The following is a 21,681-nucleotide window of genomic DNA, read 5'->3' on the forward strand; positions in this document are numbered from 1 at the left end:
GGCGGCCTCCTTCAGCACTGGGTGACGTCGGCGGCACCGCCCGTGAGGGCGATGGTCGGCACGTAGCGGGGGCGGGCGTAGGAGGTTCGGGCGATGACGAGGGGCGGCAGAAGCTGCGCGGCGACCAGCGGCACGAAGGTGAAGCGGCTGTCGACGACGAGGATGCTGCCGGTGCCGAACGCGCTGGCTGCCAGCGTGGTCTTGCTGGGAGAAGCGGTATCGGCCGCGGCGAAGAGCTGCCCGCAGGTGCGCCGATTCGGCCCGACGCTCCATCCGAGCGCGGCTGTCGCGGCCCCGCCGCTCGGCTGAGTGAGCGTGACCGAGGACACGGCGAGGGCCATGTCGGCGTCCCACGCGACGCCCGCTCGTTTGCTGTCGGTGAGCAGCCCTGGAAAGGCGGCGAAGGCGGAGCTTTCGTAGAAGTGGATTTCGTCCACCGAGGCCGTGCCCAGGGTGTTCACCGACACCATCTGCACGATGGAAGCGGTGGCGCGCTCGACGGCCCTGACGGCCATGCAATAGCGGGTGACGTCGACGCCAGCGAGCAGCATCGCGATCACCGGCGGAGCGCACAGCGCGAACTCCATCGCCGACACGCCACGGAGATCGCGCCCGAAGCGCAGGAGCGGACGGCTCAGCATCCGGCAGAACCTCCGGTAAACGGCTCGTTGCGAAACGCCGTATAGGCCGTCACGCTATAGGCTGGTGTGCCACCTATGGTGGTGCCCGACGAGGATGCGAGCGCCCTCCAAGCCGGGCTGATCGCGACGCTCCTGTAGGAGACCCGAAGGTACATGACGCTTCCGGGCGAGCCGGCGCAGTAGGTACCCGTCGACGGCATCGGGACCGGGCCCGACATGTCGGCGTTGGCGTAGACATAGAAGCCGCCGGGTGACGCGGCCTGAGACACGGTCTCCAGATCGACCGTGACGTTTGCGCAGGACATGCCCGAGGGAAGCGCCGCGCAGACGTCCTGCTGGAGGAACTGCGCGGCCGTGAGGCCGGACGATGCCGCTGCTCCGATCATCACCTGCCGGGCCGCGAGCGCCGTGACGCGCTCGATCTCGCTGCGCTGATACAGGTACAGACCGCCCTGAAGGGCCTCGAGCACGAGCCCGACAGTCAGCATGCCGACGAGGGCGAACTCGACCGCGACGGCGCCGCGCGCGTCGGCCGTGAAATGGCTCGCCCTGCCAAGCCGTCCGATCTGGAACCGCATGAATGCCTCTCCTGCCCGGAAGGCCTCTGCCCTCCGCGCCCCCTTTCGGCAGACGAGACTGTCTTGAATATCATTCAACGATTAATTACAGGGGCTGCTTCCGTAACTGCAGGACCGATTTGTTCAGCCGAAGATGATTGACGATGCGTGAACTGGGGCCGCGGCCGCGTGATCAGACGCGCCTTATCTCCAGCAGAGGTAGCCGCGCGACCAACCTGTCATCAGCGTCAGGCGCTGCGATCGCGCGGATGCGCGACATTTGGGGTGGCCTCTGTCCTCGGTCATGCGCCTGCGGTTCTGCCACGACGCGATGAGGTCATCGGGTGCCCACGTCGGCAACGAGGCGCACCTGCTCCGTGGCAGACGCGTGGCGATACGGCTTTCATCGGCGTTCGACGAGCTGCTTCGGTCGAGGTCGCGTTCCTAGGCCGTCGATCCGCCCCCCACCCGACCTGTTCTGTTCACGCGAGCGATGACGGACATCCGGGCGCCCCTGGACGGTGGTCGCCGTGCGGGCGGCATGCTCCCCGCGCATCCCGCGCTGTCGAGCCAGCCTCCGTCGGGCGGGGCACGTCATCGACGGCTCGGTTGCTCACGACACCCGCAGCGGACGGCAGCTGTCGCCGAGAATGAGCAGGGGTTGGAAGACCACGTGACGGGCAGGATCTTGGCGGGCAGGATCTTGGCGAACTTGGGTGATCCTGTCGTTCAGGATCCGCAGCCCCTCGTTGACCATGTCGGTGACCGGATGCTCCGTCCGGGTCAGCCGCGGTCTCAAGGCGCCGATACCCGGGATCGTGTCGGTCGAGGCGATCGAGATGTCGTCCGGACAGCGAAGGCCGAGATCGGCCAGCACGCGCATGACGCCGAGGGCCATGACGCCGCTCGCGGCATAGAGGGCCGTCGGCCTCGTCGGAGCGTCGATCATCTCTCGGGCGACCGAATAGGCGACGTCCTCCCGGAACTCGCCGGAGCGGATGTGCGCGTCGAGCGGCGCCAATCCGCGCGCCGCCATGGCGTGTCGGAGGCCATCGAGCCGGCCGCGGCCGGTCGTGAGGTGCAGCGGTCCGGTGATGGTGCCGACGAGCGTGTGGCCGAGGTCGAGCAGGTAGTCGGTGACCTGCCGGCCCGCCGCGACATTGTCGATGGTCACGCTGTCCGATCGGCCGCGGTCGGCCGTGCGTCCGAACTGAACCAGCGGGACGGTGCGGCCTTCGTCGTCCCGGAACTCGCCGCGCAACTGCGCATCCACCGGCACCAGCAGGATGCCGTCGCAGGAGAGCGTGCGGATGCGGGTCAGGATCCGGCGCTCGTTCTCCGGCTTTTCGTCGCTGTTGAAGACCACCAGCGCGTAGCCCCAGGCGGAAGCGGCGGCTTCCGCCGCACAGACCACGCGCGAGAAGAAGGGGTTGGCGAGGTCGGACACCACGAGCGCGATGAGCTGGCTTCGGCCCCGCTTCAGGTTCCGTGCGGCCGACAGCGGCGCATAGTCCAGCTGAGCGATGGCCGCCGTCACGCGCGCGCGCAGTTCCGGACTGACGAATGCAGTCTCGTTGACGACCGCCGACACGGTCGCGGTCGACACGCCGGCAGCCTTTGCGACATCCCTGATGGTCGTCAAACCCTGATCCAGCGAACCGTTTCGACGATGGAAGGTGACGCAATGCCGTCCGGATGTCCAGGCGCGCCAGTTGCCACTTGCGTCGACGCCGCGTTTCCGAAAGGATGCTGGCAAAACGGTTAGGCCGCGTTCGACAGCGGTCCGGGGGAGGACGGCATGATGCGCGTGGGATCCATGGCACTCGCGGCCGGGCTGGTCTTGGCTGGTGCGGCGGCACAGGCGGCAGATCGACCGCTGCTCGGCATCGTCTCGATCTCGGCCAATGAGGCCAACAACGCCCGCTATATCGCCGGCGCCAACGCGGCCGCCAAGGAAGACGGCTGGCAGGTGTCGGTGATCGACGCGGCCGGCAGCGCCGACCAGGCCAATGCCGCGATCCAGAACCTCACCGGCCGCGGCGCTGGCGGGATCGTCGACATGGTCTTTCCCTGGTCTTCCATCGGCGCGGGCCTCGCCGCCGCCAAGGACGCCGGCGTGCCGGTCGTGACCTGGGGCGGCGGCCTCGGCGGTTCCGTCGCGGCGACCAACGGCTCGGGCGCACCGATCGCCCAGCCCGTCATCGACAAGCTGGTCGGCGATCTCGGCGGCAAGGGGGACCTTCTCGCCCTGACCTACCGCACCGGCGAAGTCTGCCGCAATCGCGAAACCCTTCTCGATCAGGTCCTGGCCAGGACTGCCGGCATCAAGGTCACCAAGAACGAGGTCCGCATCCCGGGCTATTTCGAGGATGGCGCGCAATACGCCAATGCCTGGCTCGCATCGCATCCGGCGGGCGACGGCAAGCAGGCGATCTGGGGCTGCTGGGACGACCCGGCGATCGGCGCGATCGGCGCGTTGCGCCAGCAGGGGCGCGACGACGTCGGCGTCTACGGCGTGAACGGCAATGCCCAGGCCATCGAGAACATCAAGAACGGCCACATGACCGCCACCGCCTGGGAGGACAGCTATCAGGAGGGCTACCAGATGGTGAAGCTGCTCAAGGCCATCAAAGCGGCTGGGGCCGGCTGGGCGCCCAAGGCCGTGGAAGTCCCCGCCGTGCTGGTCACGAGGGAGAACGTCGAGGCCTTCCTCAAGCAGCACCCCGACGCCGCCGGCACGCCGTAGCCCTGCAGATGTCGAGGCCGAACGTCGAGGGTCTCGCCGTCGCGCCGGGCGCCGGCCCCCTGGTCAGCGCCGAGGACGTCGCCAAGAGCTACGGCGGTGTCCAGGCGCTCAAGGGCGTGTCCCTGTCGATCATGCCCGGCGAGGTGCATGGCCTCGTCGGCGCCAACGGGGCAGGCAAGTCGACGCTGATCCGCATGCTCGCAGGCCTCGCCCAGCCCGATGCCGGCCGCATCCTGATCGACGGCCAGCCGACCGTCATCGCCACCCCGCATCGTGCCGCCGACCTCGGGATGAACTTCATCCACCAGGAACTCGCCTTCGTTCCCGGCATGACGGTGATCCAGAACATCATGCTGGGTCTGCCCAAGGCGAGCCGGTTCGGGATGGTGAACTGGGGCGCGGTGGCCCGGGAGGTCGCGCCCGTCGCGGCACGGGTCGGCATCACGGCGCCGCTCTTCGCGAGCGTGAAGGGGCTGTCGACGGCCGAGAAGTGGCTCGTCAACATCTGCCGCGCGCTCATGCGCAAGGCGCGGCTCATCGTCATGGACGAGCCTACGGCCTCGCTGTCGGCGGCCGAGGGCGAGAAGCTGTTCCGCATCGTCGAGGACCTGTCCGCCTCGGGCGTCGCGGTGCTCTACGTGTCGCATCGGCTCGACGAGATCCTGCGCCTGTGCCACCGCGTGACCGCGTTCCGCGACGGCCGCTCGGTCGCCGAGATGCCTCGCGCCGACCTGTCCCGCGCCGCTCTGGTCGAGGCCATCGTGGGACGCGGCGTCGATGGCGTCGTGAGGTCGCCGGGTCCGCCGCCCGCCGGGGACGTCGTCCTCAGCGTCCGGGGTCTCGCCCGGCAGCCACGTGTGACCGGCGTGAGCTTCGACCTGCGGCGCGGCGAGGTTCTCGGCATCGGCGGCCTCGTCGGCGCCGGCCGGACGGAACTCGTGCGGCTGATCTACGGCGCCGACCGGATCGACGCCGGGACCATGATGCTGGACGGCCGACCCTTCGCACCCCGGTCTCCGGCCGTCGCCGTGAAGGCGGGTCTGGGCCTGGTGCCGGAAGAGCGACGTGCCGAGGGACTGCTGCTGACCAAGAGCGTCGCCTTCAACCTCCAGCTGGCCAACCTCGACCGGGTCGTCCACGGAGCCGCGTTTCCGCTCATCGACAAGCGGCGGCGGACGTCGCTGGCGCAGAGCGTGATCCACGATCTCGCGATCAGGACGCCGGGAGCCGACACGCCGGTCGGACGGCTCAGCGGTGGCAATCAGCAGAAGGTGGTCATGGGCCGCTGGCTGCTGCGCGGCCCGAAAGTGCTGATCCTCGACGAGCCGACCCGCGGCGTCGACGTCGGCGCACGCGGAGAGATCCACCGCCTGATCCGCGACCTCGCGGCGCGCGGCATCGCCGTCATCGCCATCTCGTCGGAACCGGACGAACTGCCGGACCTCTGCGACCGCGTCCTCGTGATGGCGGAGGGCCGCGTCCTGCGCGAACTGGCCGGCCCCGCCCTCACCCGCAATGCCATCATCGAGGCGAGCTACGCCGAACCGGTCCTCGAAGGAGCCCCCGCATGAGCGCCGTCGCCGCCCCTCGTCGCCGGCTGTCGCCCCGCGCCAAGGCCGGGCTCGGATTCTTCGCCCGCTACGCCACGATCTTCGGCCTGCTCGCCATGATCCTGGCCTTCGCGGTGCTGTCGCCGCGCGCCTTCCCGACCGTCAACAACTTCACCAACGTCCTGAACCAGGCCTCGCTCGCCATGATCATCGCGGCGGGCCTGACCTTGGCCGTGGTGGTCGGCGAACTCGACCTCTCGATCGGCTTCGCCGCGAGCCTGCACGGCATCCTCGTCACCGGCCTCATCGTCTCGAACAAGCTGCCCATCCCGGTCGCCGTCCTCGTCGTGCTCGCGGCCGGCGCGCTGGTCGGGCTGGTCAACGGGTTGATCGTCACCAAGGTGCGGGTGAATTCGGTGATCGCGACGCTCGGGGTCGGCACCATCCTAACCGGCCTCGCCTTCGCCTATTCGGCCGGCGTGCCGATCGTGGCGGGCGTGCCGGAGTCCTTTCTGCAGCTTTCCCTCGGCCGCTGGCTCGCCGGTGTCCCGAACAACATCGTCGTGGTGGCGATCGTCGTGGGCGGGCTCTGGCTCCTGGTGGAGCGGACGGCGCTCGGGCAGGAGATCCAGGCCGTGGGCGGCAATCCCGCCGCGGCCCGTCTCGCCGGCATCGATGTCGACCGCATCAAGATCCTGGGCTTCGTGATCTCCGGGATGTGTGCGGCCCTCACCGGCATCCTGCTCGCCTCGCGGCTCGGCAGCGGCACGGCCAGCGCCGCCGACAGCTACCTGCTCACCGCCTTCGCGGCCGTGTTCCTCGGCTCGGCCACGCTGCGCGACGGCGAGTTCCACGTGCTCGGCACCTTGATCGGCGCCCTGATCATCGCTTTCGGCTTCAACGGCCTGAACATCTTCGGGGCGCCGACCTTCTCCCAATACGTCCTGCAGGGCGCCATCCTCATCGTCGCGGTCGGCCTGTCGAGCCTCGGCCGATCCATCGCGGAAAGCTGACATGACCCATGCCGCTCGGCCCCTCTGGGACGTTCACGTCATCGAATTCGCCCGCTCACGCCAGCAGCGCATGGCCGGGCTGATCCATGGCGCGCCGCCGGACGAGGTGCACGACCTTCCCTTTTCCTTCGTCCTGGCCCGCGGGGCCGACCGCATCGTGCTCTGCGACACGGGCTTCATGCGCGAAGGCTCGGGCGAAGCGATGAGCGTGAAGTTCGACGTGCCGTTCTGGATCTCGCCGCTGCGCATGCTGGCCGAGATGGGCGTCGAGCCCGACGACGTCACCGACATCGTGCTGAGCCACGCGCATTTCGACCACATGGGCGCGATCGGCAAATTCCCCAAGGCGCAGCTGCACATCCAAAAGCGCGAGATCCTGAGCTGGCACGAGGCCATCGCGCTGCCGCGCGAGTTCGGCTTCCTCACCGAGATCATCAACCCGGACGATCTCCGCAGCGCCTTCGACGCCGCCGTCGAGCACCGGCTCAACCTTCTCGACGGCGACGTGGACGACCTTCTCCCCGGGTTGCACGTGCGGCTCGGCGAAGGGCATACGATGGGCCAGCAATTCACGATGCTGGAGACGGCCCGCGGCCGGGTCGTCATCTCCGGCGACTGCGTCTACGCGCATCGCAACATCTGCGGCCACGATCACAGCGGCATCTACGTGCCGCTCACCAACGCGATCGGCTCCGCCTGGGATCAGCTCAAGACCATCCACCGCATCAGACAGGCCATCCAGGGCGACCTCGACCGGCTGGTGATCCTGCACGATGCCGAGCGCTGGAAGGGCTGGCCTGTCGTGAAGGAGGTCGATGGGTTCCGGATCGTGAAGGCTGCCTGACGGACAGGCCGCGCGACGGCATGGAGGCCCGGCCGTTCGTTCGGGAGCGCGGACCCGACGAGGTCGTCGTCGGCGAAAGCTTGGTGTCACGTCGAAGCTCCTCCTCGACGCTTGCCTTCGACGTGGCTCGCCCCACCCGAGCGGTGCAGCGACGGCTGCGACCCCCGCCCTCTACGGGGCCGTCATGGACTTCCATGAGGCCGGTCCCGTCACGGCCCCGTCCCGAACCTTCAGGCTTTCACGAAGGCGAGGAGGTCGGCGTTGATCTGGTCCGCGTTCGTGGTCGGCATGCCGTGGGGAAAGCCGGGATAGAACCTCGTGGTCGCGTTCCGGAGCAGCTTGGCGGCCAGGGGGCCGGCGTCGGCGAAGGGGACGATCTGGTCGTCCTCTCCGTGCATGACGAGGGTCGGCACCTCGATGGCCTTGAGATCGTCTGTGAAGTCCGTTTCCGAGAAGGCCTTGATGCAGTCGTACTGGGCCTTGGCACCGCCCATCATGCCCTGACGCCACCAGTTCCGACGCACGCCTTCGACGGGCGTCACGCCTGGACGGTTGTAGCCGTAGAACGGCAGGGTGATGTCGACGTAGAACTGGGCTCGATCGAAGGCCGTGCCCTTGCGGATGTCGTCGAAGACCGCCATCGGCAACCCGCCCGGGTTGGTGTCCGTCTTGACCATGATCGGGGTCACGGCGCTGATCAGCGCCGCCTTGGCGACCCGTCCCCCGCCATGTCGGGCGACATAGCGCGCCACCTCGCCGCCCCCCGTGGAATGGCCCACGTGGATGGCGTCCCGCAGGTCGAGAGCGGCCGCGAGTTCGGCGACGTCCGCCGCATAGGTGTCCATGTCGTTGCCGGTCGAGGTCTGCGTCGACCGGCCGTGACCCCGGCGATCGTGGGCGACCACGCGATATCCGTGCTGGAGGAAGAACATCATCTGGGCGTCCCAGTCGTCCGCACTGAGGGGCCATCCATGATGGAACACGATCGGCTGACCGCTGCCCCAATCCTTGAAGAAGATCTCCGTGCCGTCCTTGACGGTGATGGTGTCCATTTCGGTCGTCCCTGGGTGGGTCGGTGAGGTCGTCGGTGCGGCGAACGCGGGGTTGGAGCGCGACCGGGAGCCCTGCTCGCGAGACCCAGCGCCAGCCACTGTCGGCGATCGCGCCCGCGAGATCCGGTGAGCGCCAGCATGCATTTATGAAGCCATCGCGGCAACGGCTTCGACGACGACGTGGGCCACCCCCCGCGTCATGGCCACCGGCGGCATGTGGCTGGCGTTGGACACCAGCACGTCGACCTGACGTCGCTCGGTGACGATCTCCTCGGGCTCGTGCCGCTTTGCCGTATCGTCCGTCCACCAGGGCTCGCCCACACGTGGGAGAAAGCCGCTGACCCTACCCGGTCGGATCGGACCAGAAACCCTCGTGCAGGGCCATCGCCTCATCGACGAGAAGGGGGCCGATGACCTCGATGCGGCGCTGGCCGGCCGCGAGGACCGTGCGGCAGGGAAGGTCGAGGGTCGGGTTCTCGTGGTGATCGCCGGTCAGCAGCTTGAGGTCGCGTTCGGCCAGCCCGTAGACGATGCGGCCGAGACCCGCCCAGTACGCCGCGCCGGCACACATGGCGCAGGGTTCGGCAGAGGTGTACATGGTGCAGCCTGCCAGGACGGCCGGCGGATGGGCCCGCGACGCGCGGGTCATCAGGACTCGTTCCGCATGGGCCGTCATGTCCCGCCCGGCCCCGGTCGCATTGCCCTGTTCCATCAGCACCACACCGTCCGGCCCGACCAGGATGGCGCCGAAGGGATGATGTCCGGCCGCTCGCGCGGCGCGCGCCACCTCGAAGCTGCGGCGCAGGAACCGCGGGTGGTCGAGGCCGTCCTGGCCGGCTACCTGGTCCATGCTGGTGGTCCTTCGCTCCTTTGGCACGAGCGTTGCTGGTTCCCTCCGCAATCGAGAGGGTTCAGCCGATGCCCATGCATTTCCACTGGATCGCCCTGCGATACTTCCGGGAAACCGTGCAGGCGCGCTCGATCCGCAAGGCGGCCGAGCAGATCAATATCGCGCCATCGGCGGTCAATCGCCAGATCATCAAGCTCGAAGAACAACTGACGACACCCTTGTTCGAGCGGAGCAGCAAGGGCCTCAAGCTCACGGCGTCGGGCGAACTGTTCTATCGCTGGGTGCTGAAGAGCCAGGCAGACCTCGACCAGACCATCGCCGAGATCGGCGATCTTCGCGGTGCACGGCGCGGACACGTCGTGGTCGCCTGCGAGGAAGGCATCGGCAAAGACTTTCTGCCGGGGGTCATCCAGTCGTTCCGGCAGACCCACCGCCACGTCGATTTCTCGGTCTGCGTCCGCGATATGCAGGATGTCGTCACCGCCGTGGCGGAGGGCGAGGCGGATCTCGGCATCGCGTTCAGTCCGGCAGGCGAGGCGCGCATCAAACGCCGGAGCGAAGCGGCGGTGTCGATCGGCGCCGTCATGCACCCGGCTCACCCGCTGGCGACGCGGGGCGAGATCAAGCTGTCGGACCTCATCGGAGAGACGCTGATCGTTCCCGACGGCGGGTTCTCGACGCGGCAGCTCTTCAATGCCCAATTGGGAGGCGACGCCGAACTGCTGTTCGCCCGCCGCCTCGAGACCAATTCGTTCGAGACCATGACGGCGATGATCAAGGCCGGCATCGGCATCGGGGTGCGCTCCCGCATCGGCATCGCCGGGGAGATCCGGCGCCGGGATGTGGTCTTCGTCCCCTTCGAGGCCCGCGCCTTCCCGCGAGAAACCGTGGTGCTGATCGTGAAGGCAGCCCGCATCCTGCCCGTCGCGGGGGCGCGGTTCGCCGAGGCTGTCGATGCGGCGCTGCGCCAGGTGGCCGATGAGCACCGCGAGCCCGGGCAGGGCGAACCGCTCGAACTCGTCGGCGGCGCCGTGCGCGACTCGGTATAGCGGGCGCGGAAGATGCATCATGCGGCGTCGACCGCGTTCCCGGCCGGGCGTCCCAGGCCGTGGTGGCCAGCCTCGAAATCCTCCGGCAGGTCGAGGTCGATGTCCGCATAGGCGGCGAGCCGCCCGAGGACCCGACCGGCTTCGCCCGCGAAGAGCCGCTCCGTCACGCCCCGGACGAGGCGCGGCATGGCGTGGCGATGGCCGCTGATCGAGGTGGCATGCAGGCCATGGCTGACGCCGCTTGCGCCGTTGAAGCAGAATACCCGTGCGACCCAGTCGGCACCCGCGCCGCGGGGCACGAAGCTGAAGTCGCCCTCCAGGAACGGATAGGCACCGAGCCGGTCGTCGCCCTCCTCGGTGCCGGGATCATGACGGTCGCGCCACAGCGCCACGAGCGGCGCGAGGGACGTCAGTTCGGGGCGGGACGTGAGATCGACCGCTGCCCCCGTGGCGCAGAGCAGGTGGTCGCATGCCAGCGTGCCGCGCGGCGTGTCGACCAGGATGGCGTCGCCCGCCGTCCCGATGCTCCGCCAGGGGGTCGCGGGATGGAGGTGGAAGCGCGAGTTCGCCAGGGCGCGGTCCAGGGTGCGGCGGGGCGGCGGCTGGTCGACGAGGCGGATGTGCCGCGCGATCCGCCACCGGATCGCGGGATCGAGTGCGGCATAGTGGGTCATCATGCCGGCGCTCTCGATGTGCCGGTAGGGATTGACGCGGGGAAGGCGGGCGCGCCGGAAGCAGAGGTCGACCCGCGCCGCACCGGCGTCCAGGGCGGCATTCGCATTGTCGAAGGCCGATGCGCCATGGCCCAGCACCGCCACGCGGGCGCCCCGCAGCCGCGCGAAATCCACGGGGCCGTTGGTGTGGTGGTATCGGTCGGGCGGCAGGGCGTCGCGGATGAAGGCCGGAACCGTCCAACCGCCGGCGCCGTCGTAGCCCGTCGCGATCACGACGGTGCGGGCGTGGCGGATGCGCGGCCCGGCCGGTGTGCGGGTGGCGACGGCCAGGATATCCGCCGACGCGTCGCGGATGTCGGTCACGGATGTGTCGTTCTCGACCGCGAGGCCGAGGGTGTCTCGATACCAGGCGAGATAGCCGGCCCAGGCCCTGCGGGGGATGCGGTCGAGCGCGTCCCAGGCCGCCGCGCCGTGATGCGCCGTGTACCAGGCCCGCACGGACAGGCTCGGGCAGCCGAACTCCATGCCGTTCAGACCCTTCGGCGTGCGCAACTCCTCCATACGGGCGAACGTGTCCCACACGCCCTCCTGGCCGGCGGGTGCGCCGTCGAGCAGCACGACGTCGGCCACCCCTTCGCGCCGAAGCGCCGCCGCGATGGCGAGGCCCGACTGCCCCGCCCCCACCACGATCGTGGCGTGGACCGGCGTGCCGTCCGGCCCGATGCCGGGCGTGACCCAGTCCACGCAGGGATAGCTCAGGGCCGCGAGATCTTCCCGGGCTTGGGTGGCGAGGGCCGAGGCGGCAGCTGCGATCACGCGACGCGTTCCGTTCGAGCGAGAGAGGGGGAGCGGGGCGCTGTCCTGCGCCGGCGGGCGGTGCGGAGCCGGCCGTAGCCCTCCGTCAGCACCACGATGACGGCCGTGAGCACCAGCACCGACACCTGCATGGCGTTGAGGTCCGGGCTGAGCTCCCGGCGGAATTCCGAAGCCACGATCAGCGACAGCGGCTGGGTGCGGCCCGCGAGGTACAGCCCGATGGTCAGGTCGGCGAGCGACAGGATCACCCCTACCGAATAGGCCGCCGACACGGCTGGCTTGATCTGCGGGTATGTGATGCGGCGGAAGCAGGCCCACGGGGTCGCCCCGAGGTCGCGCGCAGCCTCCTCGAGCCGCGGATCGAGCCGGGCCAGGACCGAGGCGATGATCGCCGTCGTGAAGGGAACCGACACGATGATCTGCGCCGCGATCAGTGTGCCGGCGCCGCGATCGAGGCCGAAGCGGGCCAGGACCATGGCCTGGGCGATGGACAGCACGGTCTTCGGTACGAGGAAGGGGACCATCAGCAGCGCCGCGAGGCCAAGCCGGACGGCGCGCCGCGCCGATACCAGGACGAGCGCGCCGCCGAGGCCGAGCGCGGCACTCAGGATGCCGACCGGTTGCGCGACCAGGAAGCTCGTCACGAAACCGGCCTGGAACTTGGTGTTGGCGGCGAGCGAGCGGTACCATTCCAACGTGAAACCCGACAGCGGGAAGGCCATCAGCCGCGATGCATTGAACGAGAACACGGCCAGGACGGCGATGGGCAGGTAGAGGAAGGCCGCCGTCGCGGCGAGCACGATGGCGGCGCGGCGCGTCACGGCCGCGTCCGGACGGCGCCGCCCCCGATGCGCAGGATCAGGAGGCTCGCCACGGCCGCCACGATGCCGAGCGCGAACAGCAGCGACAGGGCGAGCGCCGACGCGGTCGGCCAGTCGAAGGCCGTGCCGAAGAAATTGTCGATGGAGGCCAGCGCCGTCGCGCCCGTGGGCCCGCCGAGGAAGTTCGGCGTCTGCAGGTCGCCGGCCGAGAGGGCGAAGACCGCCAGGGCGCCGGCGCAGAGCCCCGTGCTGGTCATCGGCAGGGTCACGCGGACGAAGGCGGTGAGGGGGCGCGCCCCGAGGTCGCGGGCCGCCTCGACGAGACGCAGGTCGAGCCGTTCCAGCGCGATCCACAGCGCCAGCGTCATGAAGGGCAGCTCGTCGTAGACGAGGGCCAGGATGGTCGACACGGGCGAGAACAGGATGACCTTGACCGGTACCTGCACGAGGTGCAGCCCGAGCAGCACCCCATTGACGAGGCCGTCCGTCCCGAGCACGAGGCGCCAGGCATAGATGCGGACGATCTCCCCCGTGTAGAGCGGCGTCATGAGCACGACGAGTGCGACGCTCTTCCAGCGCTGCGGCACGCGCAGGAGCGACAGCGCGATGGGGTAGCCGGCGAGCGCCGTCAGCCCGGCCGTCACCGACCCCGTGAGGACCGCCTTGCCGATCAGGTAGGGGTAGGTCGGATTGCCCAGGACCTCGCGCCAGCTGGCGAGGCCGAAACCGGGGACGAGCTCGAAGGCGTCGAAGTCGACGCTCCAGAAGCTGATGACGACCAGGATGGCGAGCGGCAGAATCGCGCCGCCGAGCAGCAGCAGGACCATCGGCAGCGCGAGGAGCGAGCGGCCGGCGGTCACGCGGGCGCCGTCACGTAGGCGCGGTCCCCGATCACCGAGAGCGGCACGGTGGTGCCGATCCTCGGGGGCTCGGCGGCCGCGAAGCGGAGCGACTGGCCCTGGGCTTCCGCGTCGACCGCATAACCCTGGCCCATGAAGGTCACGTGCCGCACGGCCGCCTGCACGGTGCCGCCCTCGCGCACCACGATGCTGTCGGGCCGCAGCACGAGCGAGGCCGGCATGCCCTGGGCCAGCCCCGGATGGCCAGGAGCCTCGAAGGTGCCGAGCGCGGTGGAGATGGTGGTTCCGGCCTCGCTCACGGCGGTCACATGTCCGGGCAGCAGCGTGGCGCCGCCGATGAACCCGGCCACGAAGCTGCTGGCGGGTCGCCGGTACACCGCTTCGGGCGCGCCGGCCTGCACGATCCGTCCCGCGTTCATCACCAGGACGGTGTCGGACAGGGCGAAGGCTTCGTCCTGGTCGTGCGTGACATAGACGAAGGCGATGCCGAGGCGGCGCTGCAGGTCCTTGAGTTCGCGCTGCAGGTGCGCCCGCATGGCGCGGTCGAGCGCCGACAGTGGCTCGTCGAGCAGCAGGAGGCGCGGCTCCGCCACCATGGCGCGGGCGACGGCGACCCGTTGTTGCTGGCCGCCCGACAGCTGAGACGGGTATCGGTCGCCGAATTCGGCCATGTGGACCGCGTCGAGCGCGCGCCGCACCTTGGCGGCGACGTCGCCCGTGCCCGAGCGCAGCGTCAGCGAGAACGCGACATTGTCGAACACGCTCATATGCGGGAACAGCGCGTAGGACTGGAACACCGTGTTGACGGGCCGCCGCTCCGGCGGATGATCCCCCAGGAGGACGCCGTCGAGCGTGAGTGTGCCACCCGTCGGGGTCTCGAAACCGCCGATCATGCGCAGGATCGTGGTCTTGCCGCAGCCCGAAGGGCCCAGCAGGGTCGTGAAGGCACGCTCGGCGACGTCGAAATCGACGCCCGCCACCACGGGCGGGTTGGCACCGTAGCGTTTCAAGAGGCCGCGGGCCGACAGGAGGACGGGCGCGCCGGCGCCACCGGCCCGCGGCTCCGCCATCGCGCTCACGCCGCCTTGACCTCGTTCCAGACCTTCAGCCAGGCCGAGTAGTTGGGGGGCGCGACCGGCCACATGAATGAATTCATCACCGACATGTCATCGACGAAGATGGCTTCCTGCTTGTCGTGGCTGAGCTTGTCGCGGATGACGCTCGATGCCGTCGCGTAATTGCCGATCTCGGCGATCGCCATGGCGTAGTCCGGCCCGAGCAGGTAGTTGCCGAAGGCATGCGCCGCCGCCACCTTGTCGTCCGGTGTCGACGTCGGGATCGCGAAGGTGTCGCACCAGCCGAAGATGCCGGCCTTGGGCTTGGCCATGCCCATGGCCATCTTGCCCTTCAAGGCGTCGTAGGGGACGCGCCACGAGAAGGCGCAGGTGACCTCGTTGGTGGCGAAGAGGTTGGTGAGGTCGCCGATCGTTTGCCAATAGGTGCGAAGCAACGGTTTCTGCGCGATCAGTGCCTTCTTGGCCTCCGCCAGCTGGCTGTCGTCCATGGTGAAGACCTGGTCGCGCGGGATGCCGATGTAGAGGCCGGCCACCCCGATGCTCTCGAGCGCGTAGTCGCGCATCGCGAGCTGCCCCTTGTACTTCGCATCGAACAGCGTCGCGTAGGTCGGCTCGTCCTTGTAGATGTCCTTGCGGTAGACGATGGGGTTGAGGCCCCACAGGTAGGGTACCGCATAGGTGGCACCGTCCTTGCCCACCACCTTGGGCGTGTCCTTGAACGGCGCGTAGAGGTATTGCCGGTTCGGGATCCTGGCGAGGTCCAGCGGCCGCAGCACCTTGCCGTCGATGTAGCGCCACGCGCCGTTGAGGCCTGGGTTGACCACGTCCCAGTCCTTGGCCGATCCGGTCTTCAGCGCCGCGAACTGGGCATCCTCGCTCGACAGGAACGACAGCTTGATGGCCGTGCCGGTCTCCTTCCTGAAGGGTTCGACGTATTCCGGATGGGCGTTGGAGTCCCAGGTGGCCCAGACGAGTTCGGCGACGGCGGCCCTGGCCCGCTCGACGGAGAGCAGGCCGGCCGAGACGCCGCCGACGATACCCGCCAAGGTCTGGCGGCGCGTGAACAAAACCGACAAGGCCCGTCTCCCGTTCATCGCCACCTGCGGCGGTAACGGGAGCGTGTCCGATGCCGGGCACCCCCGGAAGGCACGTGTTCCGCACGGACCGTGCGCGATTCGGCAACGGATGGGCGGCGGCCCCGTCGGGCCGGGCCGCGCCGGTCCCAAGCCGTCATCCGGGCGGTTTCAGGTCAGGCGGTCGTCGAGCTGGCGGCCCACGGCGAGCAGCCTGGCGTCGGTCGCCATGGCGCCGATGAGCTGGACGGCCAGCGGCAGGCCGGCGCGATCGAGGCCACGCGGGATGGACAGCGCGGGCACGCCCGCGACGTTGGCCAGCATGGCATAGGGAGCGAAGGCGTTCATGCGCCGCCAGTTCTCGTCGACATCCTCGCCGTCCATCGGAAAGGCGCCGAGCGGCGGGGGCGCGGTGGCCAGCATCGGCGTCAGCAGAACGTCGACTTCGTCGAAGAGCCGCCACATGCCATGCGCGACCGCGACGCCCGCCGCCAGGGCGGCCTGCAGGGCCACGCCGCCGATCGCGAGCCCCCGGGCCACGACGGCGCGCGTCAGGGGCTCGACCCGGGCCAGCGCGGCCGGCCCGAGTGGCCCGAGGTTGCGGGCGGCGTTCACCGCGATGACGTGGTCGAACACCGAGGTGGCCTGCGCGGTGAAGCGGCCGAGCCGCTCCGGATCGATCGCCACCAGCGCATGGCCGGCGGCCGCCAGGAGCCCGGCGGCCTCGCCGACCGCCTGCTGGCGCTCGGCCTCGACCGGGAAGCCCGGCGGCCCCTCGGCGCAGACCCCGATGCGCAGCGGTCCCGGCGGGCGCGCCAGCGCCTCCGACGCGAGCCGCCCGAGATCGGGATCGGGCTCGGGCCCGCGTGCCCGTCCCGCGACGGCGTCGAGCGCGGCCGCCGTGTCGCGCAGGCCGCGGCTCAGCACGAGTTCGCAGGCGAGGCCGTGGAGATGGTTGCCGAAGGCGGGCCCCCCGGCACCGCGGCCCGGGTCGGCTTCAGGCCCACGAGGCCGCAGCAGGCCGCCGGCACGCGGGTCGAGCCGCCGGCATCGCCCGATTGGGCCAGGGTGACGATGCCGGCCGCGACGGCCGCCGCGGCACCGCCCGACGATCCTCCCGGCGTCCGGCTCGGATCGAACGGGTTGCGCGCCATGGGACCGATGGCGGGCTCGGAGGCCAATGTCATGCCGAACTCGGGCACCGTGGTGACCCCGAAGGGCACGAGGCCGGCGGCTTCGAAACGGGCCGCGAGATCGCTGCTTGCGATCGGCGGGGGAAGATCAAGGAGCAGCCGCGACCCGCACACGACGGGGAAGCCGGCGGCGGTGGCGCCGAGGTCCTTCATCAAGAACGGCACGCCGAAGAACGGCATCGCGGCGGCCCGGGCGGGATCGGTCCGCAGCAGGGCGTCGAGGGCGTCGGCCCGGCGCAGGCCCTGGGCGGCATCGAGGAGCCGGATCGCCCCGAGATGCGCGTGGTCGTGGGCCCGCGCCAGCGACGACCGCATCGCGTCGCGGGCCGACAGCGTGCCGGCCCGGATGGCGTGGGACAAACCCAAGGCGTCGAGGGCAGGGTCGTCGGCGGCGCAGTCCATGCTCACGTCTCCGGCAGGCGCTGGTGTCGGCCTGCCGGGCCTGCCAGGCCGGCCAGCACGGCCTGCGTGTCGGCCACCGCGCCGAGCACGCCGCCCTTCATGGCGATCTGCCGCATCGCATCCCGGTGCACGGCGGGCGACGTCGCCGCGGTGGCGTCGGAGACCGTGAGGCAGTCGTAGCCCCGGTCGAGCGCCTCGGCCACGATGGTTCGCACGCAGCAGTCGCTCGTCACGCCGCAGACGATCAGGTTGCGGATGCCGGCGGCGTCGAGCTTCGCCCCGATCGCGGTGGCGCCGAAGGCGCCATAGGACGGCTTGTCGAAGACCGCCTCGCCACCCTCCGGCGCCACCTCGGGCACGATGGCCCAGCCGGGCTCCCCCACCACGAGGTGACGGCCGAGCGGCCCGGGATCACCGACAACGGGATGCAGCCCGTCCGGTCCGCGCCACAGCCGGTTCGGCTGGACGCCCGACAGATCGCGCGGGAAGCTTTCCCGCGTGTGGATCACGGGGAAGCCGAGCGACCGGAAATGCCACAGAAGGGCCGCGGCCTGCGGCAGCACGGCCCGGAGTTCGCCGAAGGGGAGGCCGAGCCGGTCCATGAAACCGCCGGGACTGCAGAAGTCCGCCTGCATGTCGATCGCCAACAGGGCCGTGCCGCCGTCCGCGAGCCGGCCGTCGAGCGGGAACCGGTAGGGCACGCTCGCGATCCCCGGCTCCCTATCTACGCCTCTCACCGGTTCCGCACCGGTCTGAAGGCCGTCTGCTGCGTGACCACGTCCATGGGTGTGTCGGCCACCTCGCGCACCAGCCGGACCAGGGCCCGGGCGGCGCGCTCGAGCTCCTCGCGGCCGCGGTCGGCATCGGCTGCGGCGGCATTGCCGGCGACCCCGGCCGGGTGCAGGTCCTGCGCCTGCCAGCCGTAGCCGACGCCGTGCTCGGGGCTCAGCATCCCGCCCCGGCGCTCGATCTCCATGGAGCGCGGCTGGAAGTCCTCCGCGAGGTCCATGCGGACGAGCCCGGGATGGAGGTGCAGCATGACGCCCGTCTCGGACTCGCCGCCATGGATGCCGTGCCGGCGCTCGGTCTCGGAATAAAGATCGGCCGTGTCGATGGCGCGGAACCAGGAGGCGCCGACCGCCAGCATGCCGAGTTCCACGCGCAACTCCCGGCAGACGATCTCCATCACCTGCGGCTGGCCACCGTGGGAGTTCCAGAAGACGATCCGGCGCACGCCGGCCCGCCATGCGCTCCTGGCCACCTCGAACCACAGGCGGGCGAGCAGGTCATAGGGCAGGCTCAAGGTGCCGGGGAAGGCCAGGTGCTCGTTCGACTTGCCGATCGGCAGGGCCGGCAGGATCAGGGCGGGCAGGTCGTCGGGCATCAGGTCGACGGCGCGGGCCACGATGCCGGCATTGATGGCGGCGTCGACCCGCACGGGCAGGTGCGGCCCATGCTGTTCGACCGCGCCGACCGGCAGCACGGCGACGATCCCCTCCATGTCGAGTTCGGCGAATTCGCGGGTCGAAAGGTCCCACCACCAGCGGGAGTGCGGGCGGCTCACGCAGCCGCCCCCGTCGCCGGGCCCGGGCCGCGATAGGACCCCTCGGCGGCGACGATCCGCCCCCGCTTCAGCACCGTGCGGGCGCGGGGCCGCTCCAGCACCGCGTCGGCGATGCCGGCGCTCGGCAGCAGCACGAGGTCGGCGGCGTCGCCGACGGCGAGCCCGTAGCCCCGCCGGCCGAGCACCGTGGCCGGCAGCACCGTCGCCATGGCGAAGGCCTGGGCGAGGTCGTCGTTCGTGAAGAAGCCCTGCCGATAGCCGATCACGGCCGCGCGGTCGAGCATGTCGCCGTCGCCGTAGGGCCACCAGGCGTCCCGGATGTTGTCGGAGCCGGCGAAGACCGTCACGCCCGCGTCCCTGAGCCTCAGCACCGGCGGCATCGGCCCGGTGCCCGGCGCATTGGTCATGATCGCCACGCCCGCCTCGGCCAGCGCCGCGGCGGTGCGGCCCAGCTCTGCATCGTCGATGGCGCCGAGCGCGTAGGCGTGGCTGACCGCGACGCGGCCGCCGAGCCCTGTCGCCAGCGTGCGGGCGGCGATGTCGCGCAGTTCGAAGGCCCCGAGCGGGCCCGGGTCGTGGAGGTGGATGTCGACGCCGGCGCCGTGCCGCCCCGCGATGGCGAAGACCGCGCCGAGATGGCCGCCGACGTCCCCGTCGATGCCGGCGGGATCGAGGCCGCCCACGAGGTCGGCGCCCGCCGCCATGGCGGCGTCGAGCAGGTCCGCCGTGCCGGGATCGCGCAGGATGCCGCTCTGAGGAAAGGCCACGACCTGGATGTCGACGACGGCGCGATATTGCTCCTTGAGGCGCAGCACGGCTTCGAGCCCCGACAGGCCGACTTCGGTGTCGATGTCGACGTGGGTCCGGACCGCCCCGGTCCCGAAGGCCACGACCTGTTCGATCAGCCGGCTGCCCCGCTCCTCGATCGACAGCGGGAGCGTCTTGCGCAGATCCTTCTCGTTGCGAATGCGGTCGGCCACGGTGGAGCCGGGACGGTGCGGGATCAGCGGCAGGCCGAGCAGAGTCTTGTCGAGGTGGACATGGCCGTCGACGAAGCACGGCGACAGCAGCGAGCCGTGGCACGCGAGGGACGGGCCCGGCGCCGGCGGAAGGTCTCCGGCAGGCGCGACGGCGGCGATGCGACCGCCCGAAAGGAGGACGTCGACCCGCCGTCCATCGGCCAGGATGGCGTCGTGAAGCGTCAGAGCATCGGGCGACGGATCGCTCATGCGATCAATCCCACGCGCCGGGCGGCGACGACGCGGTAGAGCGGATCGCCATAGGCCTTCTCCTCCTCGCTCGCCGAGAAGACGAGGCTGATGTCGTGCTCGTCGTCCGACGCGACCGCCGTTCGCTTGATGAGCGGCCAGTCCGGGCAAGGCAGCCGGCGCATGGCGTCGATCCATTCGGGGTCCGGCAAGGTCGGGAAGCCGATGCTGGGCACCAGCGCGGCCACCGACTGCCAGAAACACCGGAGCAGCATCGGATCCGGACAGACCCGCGACACGACCCGCACCCAATGCGCTCCCGTGAGGGCGTGGAGGGCCGCGAAGTCCATCGTGGCCGCGTAAAGGGCAAGCGCCGTCGCGGCGACCCGGGCCGGGGTCGCGCCGTCGATCCGCAGCCAATCGACCACCGGGGCGAAGTCCGGGTCGGCGGCCGCGGCACGGATGGCGTGCCACAGGTGGTCGTAGGCCGGCAAGGCCCGGAGGCCCGGCAGCGCGGCGACGCGCGCCAGAACATGGCCAGGATCGTCGGTGTCGGGCGGGGAGGCTCCCGCCGGAGGCAGGGGAAGATAGCAGCAGGCCCAATAGCCGAGCGCCGTTCCGACTTCGGCCGGATCGCCGCGCAGCACCCCATAGGCGAGCCGCATCAGCGGATGCAGCGCGCTGCCGGCGACGCCGGGCGCCAGGCGCGGGAGATAGGTGCTCAATGCGCCCGCGATGCCGCGCTTCGTGACCTCTCCGGTGAAGAACAGGCGGGCATCGGCTTCCCGTCGGCGGTCCCCGAGGACCGACGTCCAGGATCCGGCATCGATGGCTGCGACGGGGGCCGGAACGGGGACGAGGCCTTTGTCGATTTCATAGGTCTCGAAGAAGGCCGCTTCGCGCTCGGGACCGGCTCCCAGCCTGTCGAGCGCGACAAGGATCATGGGCAGATGGTTCGCAAGCACGTCCGGGAACTCGGCGCTGCGCTGGCGAGCCTCCGCCACCAAGGCATCGAGGCCCATTCCTGGACGGCCATGAGACGAGATCGTTGCAAGTGACATGGGATCCCGCCGCGGCATCACGCTCCGGCGCTGTCCGTCCGGGCTCCGCAGGTTCACAGGACGGTCGCAGGCCCGCAAGGCCACGTTTGAACGACGCCGCGATGCCGTTTCGGCAACGGGGGGCTTGACGATGCACCTGCCTGAAAGCGTCTTCGTCGCGCCAACGACCCAGACGGCGTTTCCCTCGAAGATGTCGGCAGACCGTAGATTCACATCGGCGCCAGTCGCCAGTTTCAGTTTGGACAGGGGTTTTTCGGCGTTCGTTCAAAAAGGCCGTTACCGACCCGTCTCTCGTTGCGCGTTCATCGAGCGCAGCCCGAAGCCCCGGCATTACCGGAGAGTGGAGTGCCTTCCCTGGATGGGCATCGGTTCCTTGTGGGATCGACCATGCAGCACCGGACGAGGCCGGCGTCGAAGGGCTGCCCGAACCGGTTGTCTGCGGGTCCAGCCACAGTGAGGCGGCGGACCAAGATCATCGACTCTGGGTGGTGGATCGGGAGCAGATCCTGTGCCTCATTGCCGAAGGAGCGACATGCGCGAGCTGGTCGCCTAGATGTGGAGCCTCAATAGGTTGTCCTTGTCGAGTGCGAGGCGGCTGACGGGTGGTTTTGCGCCGAGGCTCGTGTGTGGC

Annotated in this window: 21 protein-coding genes; 5 read left to right on the forward strand and 16 right to left on the reverse strand. The window is 70.1% G+C overall.

The window, feature by feature from the left end:
• Positions 1-11: 11 nt before the first annotated feature.
• The 3 genes from D3272_RS10455 to D3272_RS10465 form a co-directional block, all read right to left on the reverse strand.
• The gene (locus D3272_RS10455; RefSeq protein ID WP_129219098.1) at positions 12-641 is read right to left on the reverse strand and encodes a TadE/TadG family type IV pilus assembly protein; all 630 of its coding nucleotides are present in this window, start codon (positions 639-641) and stop codon (positions 12-14) included.
• Complete coding sequence (locus tag D3272_RS10460; protein WP_129219099.1) at positions 635-1,219, reverse strand: TadE/TadG family type IV pilus assembly protein; 585 nt, start codon at positions 1,217-1,219, stop codon at positions 635-637. The genes D3272_RS10455 and D3272_RS10460 overlap by 7 nt, the downstream gene beginning before the upstream one ends.
• A gap of 592 nt (positions 1,220-1,811) precedes the next feature.
• The gene (locus D3272_RS10465; RefSeq protein WP_129219100.1) at positions 1,812-2,840 is read right to left on the reverse strand and encodes a LacI family DNA-binding transcriptional regulator; all 1,029 of its coding nucleotides are present in this window, start codon (positions 2,838-2,840) and stop codon (positions 1,812-1,814) included.
• A gap of 156 nt (positions 2,841-2,996) precedes the next feature.
• On the opposite strand from D3272_RS10465, the gene D3272_RS10470 reads away from it, so the two are divergent.
• From D3272_RS10470 to D3272_RS10485, 4 genes are read left to right on the forward strand one after another with little or no spacing between them, the layout of a single operon-like run.
• Positions 2,997-3,944: a sugar ABC transporter substrate-binding protein gene (locus D3272_RS10470; RefSeq protein WP_207210184.1), complete on the forward strand. Its 948-nt coding sequence runs from the start codon at positions 2,997-2,999 to the stop codon at positions 3,942-3,944.
• An 8-nt stretch (positions 3,945-3,952) separates the two neighbouring features.
• A complete protein-coding gene (locus D3272_RS10475) occupies positions 3,953-5,515 on the forward strand; it encodes a sugar ABC transporter ATP-binding protein (protein WP_129219101.1) in 1,563 nt (520 codons plus the stop codon).
• The gene (locus D3272_RS10480) at positions 5,512-6,507 is read left to right on the forward strand and encodes an ABC transporter permease (protein WP_129219102.1); all 996 of its coding nucleotides are present in this window, start codon (positions 5,512-5,514) and stop codon (positions 6,505-6,507) included. The genes D3272_RS10475 and D3272_RS10480 overlap by 4 nt, the downstream gene beginning before the upstream one ends.
• A 1-nt stretch (position 6,508) precedes the next feature.
• The gene (locus D3272_RS10485) at positions 6,509-7,351 is read left to right on the forward strand and encodes an MBL fold metallo-hydrolase (protein WP_129219103.1); all 843 of its coding nucleotides are present in this window, start codon (positions 6,509-6,511) and stop codon (positions 7,349-7,351) included.
• Between the two features lie 230 nt (positions 7,352-7,581).
• On the opposite strand, the gene D3272_RS10490 is transcribed toward D3272_RS10485, so the two are convergent.
• The gene (locus tag D3272_RS10490) at positions 7,582-8,403 is read right to left on the reverse strand and encodes an alpha/beta fold hydrolase (protein ID WP_129219104.1); all 822 of its coding nucleotides are present in this window, start codon (positions 8,401-8,403) and stop codon (positions 7,582-7,584) included.
• A 343-nt stretch (positions 8,404-8,746) separates the two neighbouring features.
• On the reverse strand, positions 8,747-9,253 hold the full coding sequence (locus tag D3272_RS10495) for a nucleoside deaminase (RefSeq protein WP_129219105.1): 507 nt from the start codon (positions 9,251-9,253) through the stop codon (positions 8,747-8,749).
• Positions 9,254-9,327: 74 nt separating this feature from the next.
• Between D3272_RS10495 and D3272_RS10500 the strand changes: the two genes are divergently transcribed.
• Positions 9,328-10,302 (forward strand): LysR family transcriptional regulator, encoded by a 975-nt coding sequence (locus D3272_RS10500; protein WP_281010792.1) that lies wholly within the window; start codon positions 9,328-9,330, stop codon positions 10,300-10,302.
• A gap of 17 nt (positions 10,303-10,319) precedes the next feature.
• Here D3272_RS10500 and D3272_RS10505 read toward each other — a convergent pair whose 3' ends face one another.
• The 11 genes from D3272_RS10505 to D3272_RS10555 form a co-directional block, all read right to left on the reverse strand.
• Positions 10,320-11,792: an NAD(P)-binding domain-containing protein gene (locus tag D3272_RS10505; protein WP_165361304.1), complete on the reverse strand. Its 1,473-nt coding sequence runs from the start codon at positions 11,790-11,792 to the stop codon at positions 10,320-10,322.
• Positions 11,789-12,613, reverse strand: a complete 825-nt coding sequence (locus D3272_RS10510; RefSeq protein WP_245496485.1) for an ABC transporter permease — start codon at positions 12,611-12,613, stop codon at positions 11,789-11,791. Before D3272_RS10510 ends, D3272_RS10505 begins: the two co-directional genes overlap by 4 nt.
• A complete protein-coding gene (locus D3272_RS10515) occupies positions 12,610-13,473 on the reverse strand; it encodes an ABC transporter permease (protein ID WP_245496486.1) in 864 nt (287 codons plus the stop codon). The genes D3272_RS10510 and D3272_RS10515 overlap by 4 nt, the downstream gene beginning before the upstream one ends.
• On the reverse strand, positions 13,470-14,543 hold the full coding sequence (locus tag D3272_RS10520; protein ID WP_129219137.1) for an ABC transporter ATP-binding protein: 1,074 nt from the start codon (positions 14,541-14,543) through the stop codon (positions 13,470-13,472). The genes D3272_RS10515 and D3272_RS10520 overlap by 4 nt, the downstream gene beginning before the upstream one ends.
• Before the next feature lie 5 nt (positions 14,544-14,548).
• Positions 14,549-15,625 carry an ABC transporter substrate-binding protein gene (locus D3272_RS10525; protein ID WP_245496487.1) on the reverse strand — a complete coding sequence of 359 codons (1,077 nt, stop codon included), beginning with the start codon at positions 15,623-15,625 and terminating at the stop codon, positions 14,549-14,551.
• Positions 15,626-15,793: 168 nt separating this feature from the next.
• A complete protein-coding gene (locus D3272_RS28380) occupies positions 15,794-16,549 on the reverse strand; it encodes an amidase family protein (RefSeq protein WP_165361305.1) in 756 nt (251 codons plus the stop codon).
• Positions 16,543-17,217, reverse strand: coding sequence for an amidase family protein (locus D3272_RS28385; protein ID WP_428977980.1), 675 nt, complete (start codon positions 17,215-17,217; stop codon positions 16,543-16,545). Before D3272_RS28385 ends, D3272_RS28380 begins: the two co-directional genes overlap by 7 nt.
• Positions 17,218-17,219: 2 nt before the next feature.
• Positions 17,220-17,918, reverse strand: coding sequence for a cysteine hydrolase family protein (locus D3272_RS10540; protein ID WP_245496488.1), 699 nt, complete (start codon positions 17,916-17,918; stop codon positions 17,220-17,222).
• A 32-nt stretch (positions 17,919-17,950) separates the two neighbouring features.
• Complete coding sequence (locus tag D3272_RS10545) at positions 17,951-18,781, reverse strand: creatininase family protein (protein WP_129219110.1); 831 nt, start codon at positions 18,779-18,781, stop codon at positions 17,951-17,953.
• A complete protein-coding gene (locus D3272_RS10550; protein WP_129219111.1) occupies positions 18,778-20,010 on the reverse strand; it encodes an amidohydrolase in 1,233 nt (410 codons plus the stop codon). Before D3272_RS10550 ends, D3272_RS10545 begins: the two co-directional genes overlap by 4 nt.
• Positions 20,007-21,011 carry a questin oxidase family protein gene (locus D3272_RS10555; RefSeq protein WP_129219140.1) on the reverse strand — a complete coding sequence of 335 codons (1,005 nt, stop codon included), beginning with the start codon at positions 21,009-21,011 and terminating at the stop codon, positions 20,007-20,009. Before D3272_RS10555 ends, D3272_RS10550 begins: the two co-directional genes overlap by 4 nt.
• Positions 21,012-21,681: the final 670 nt, after the last annotated feature.

Source organism: Lichenibacterium ramalinae (assembly GCF_004137085.1).
In the GTDB taxonomy this organism is placed as follows: Bacteria; Pseudomonadota; Alphaproteobacteria; order Rhizobiales; family Beijerinckiaceae; genus Lichenihabitans; species Lichenihabitans ramalinae.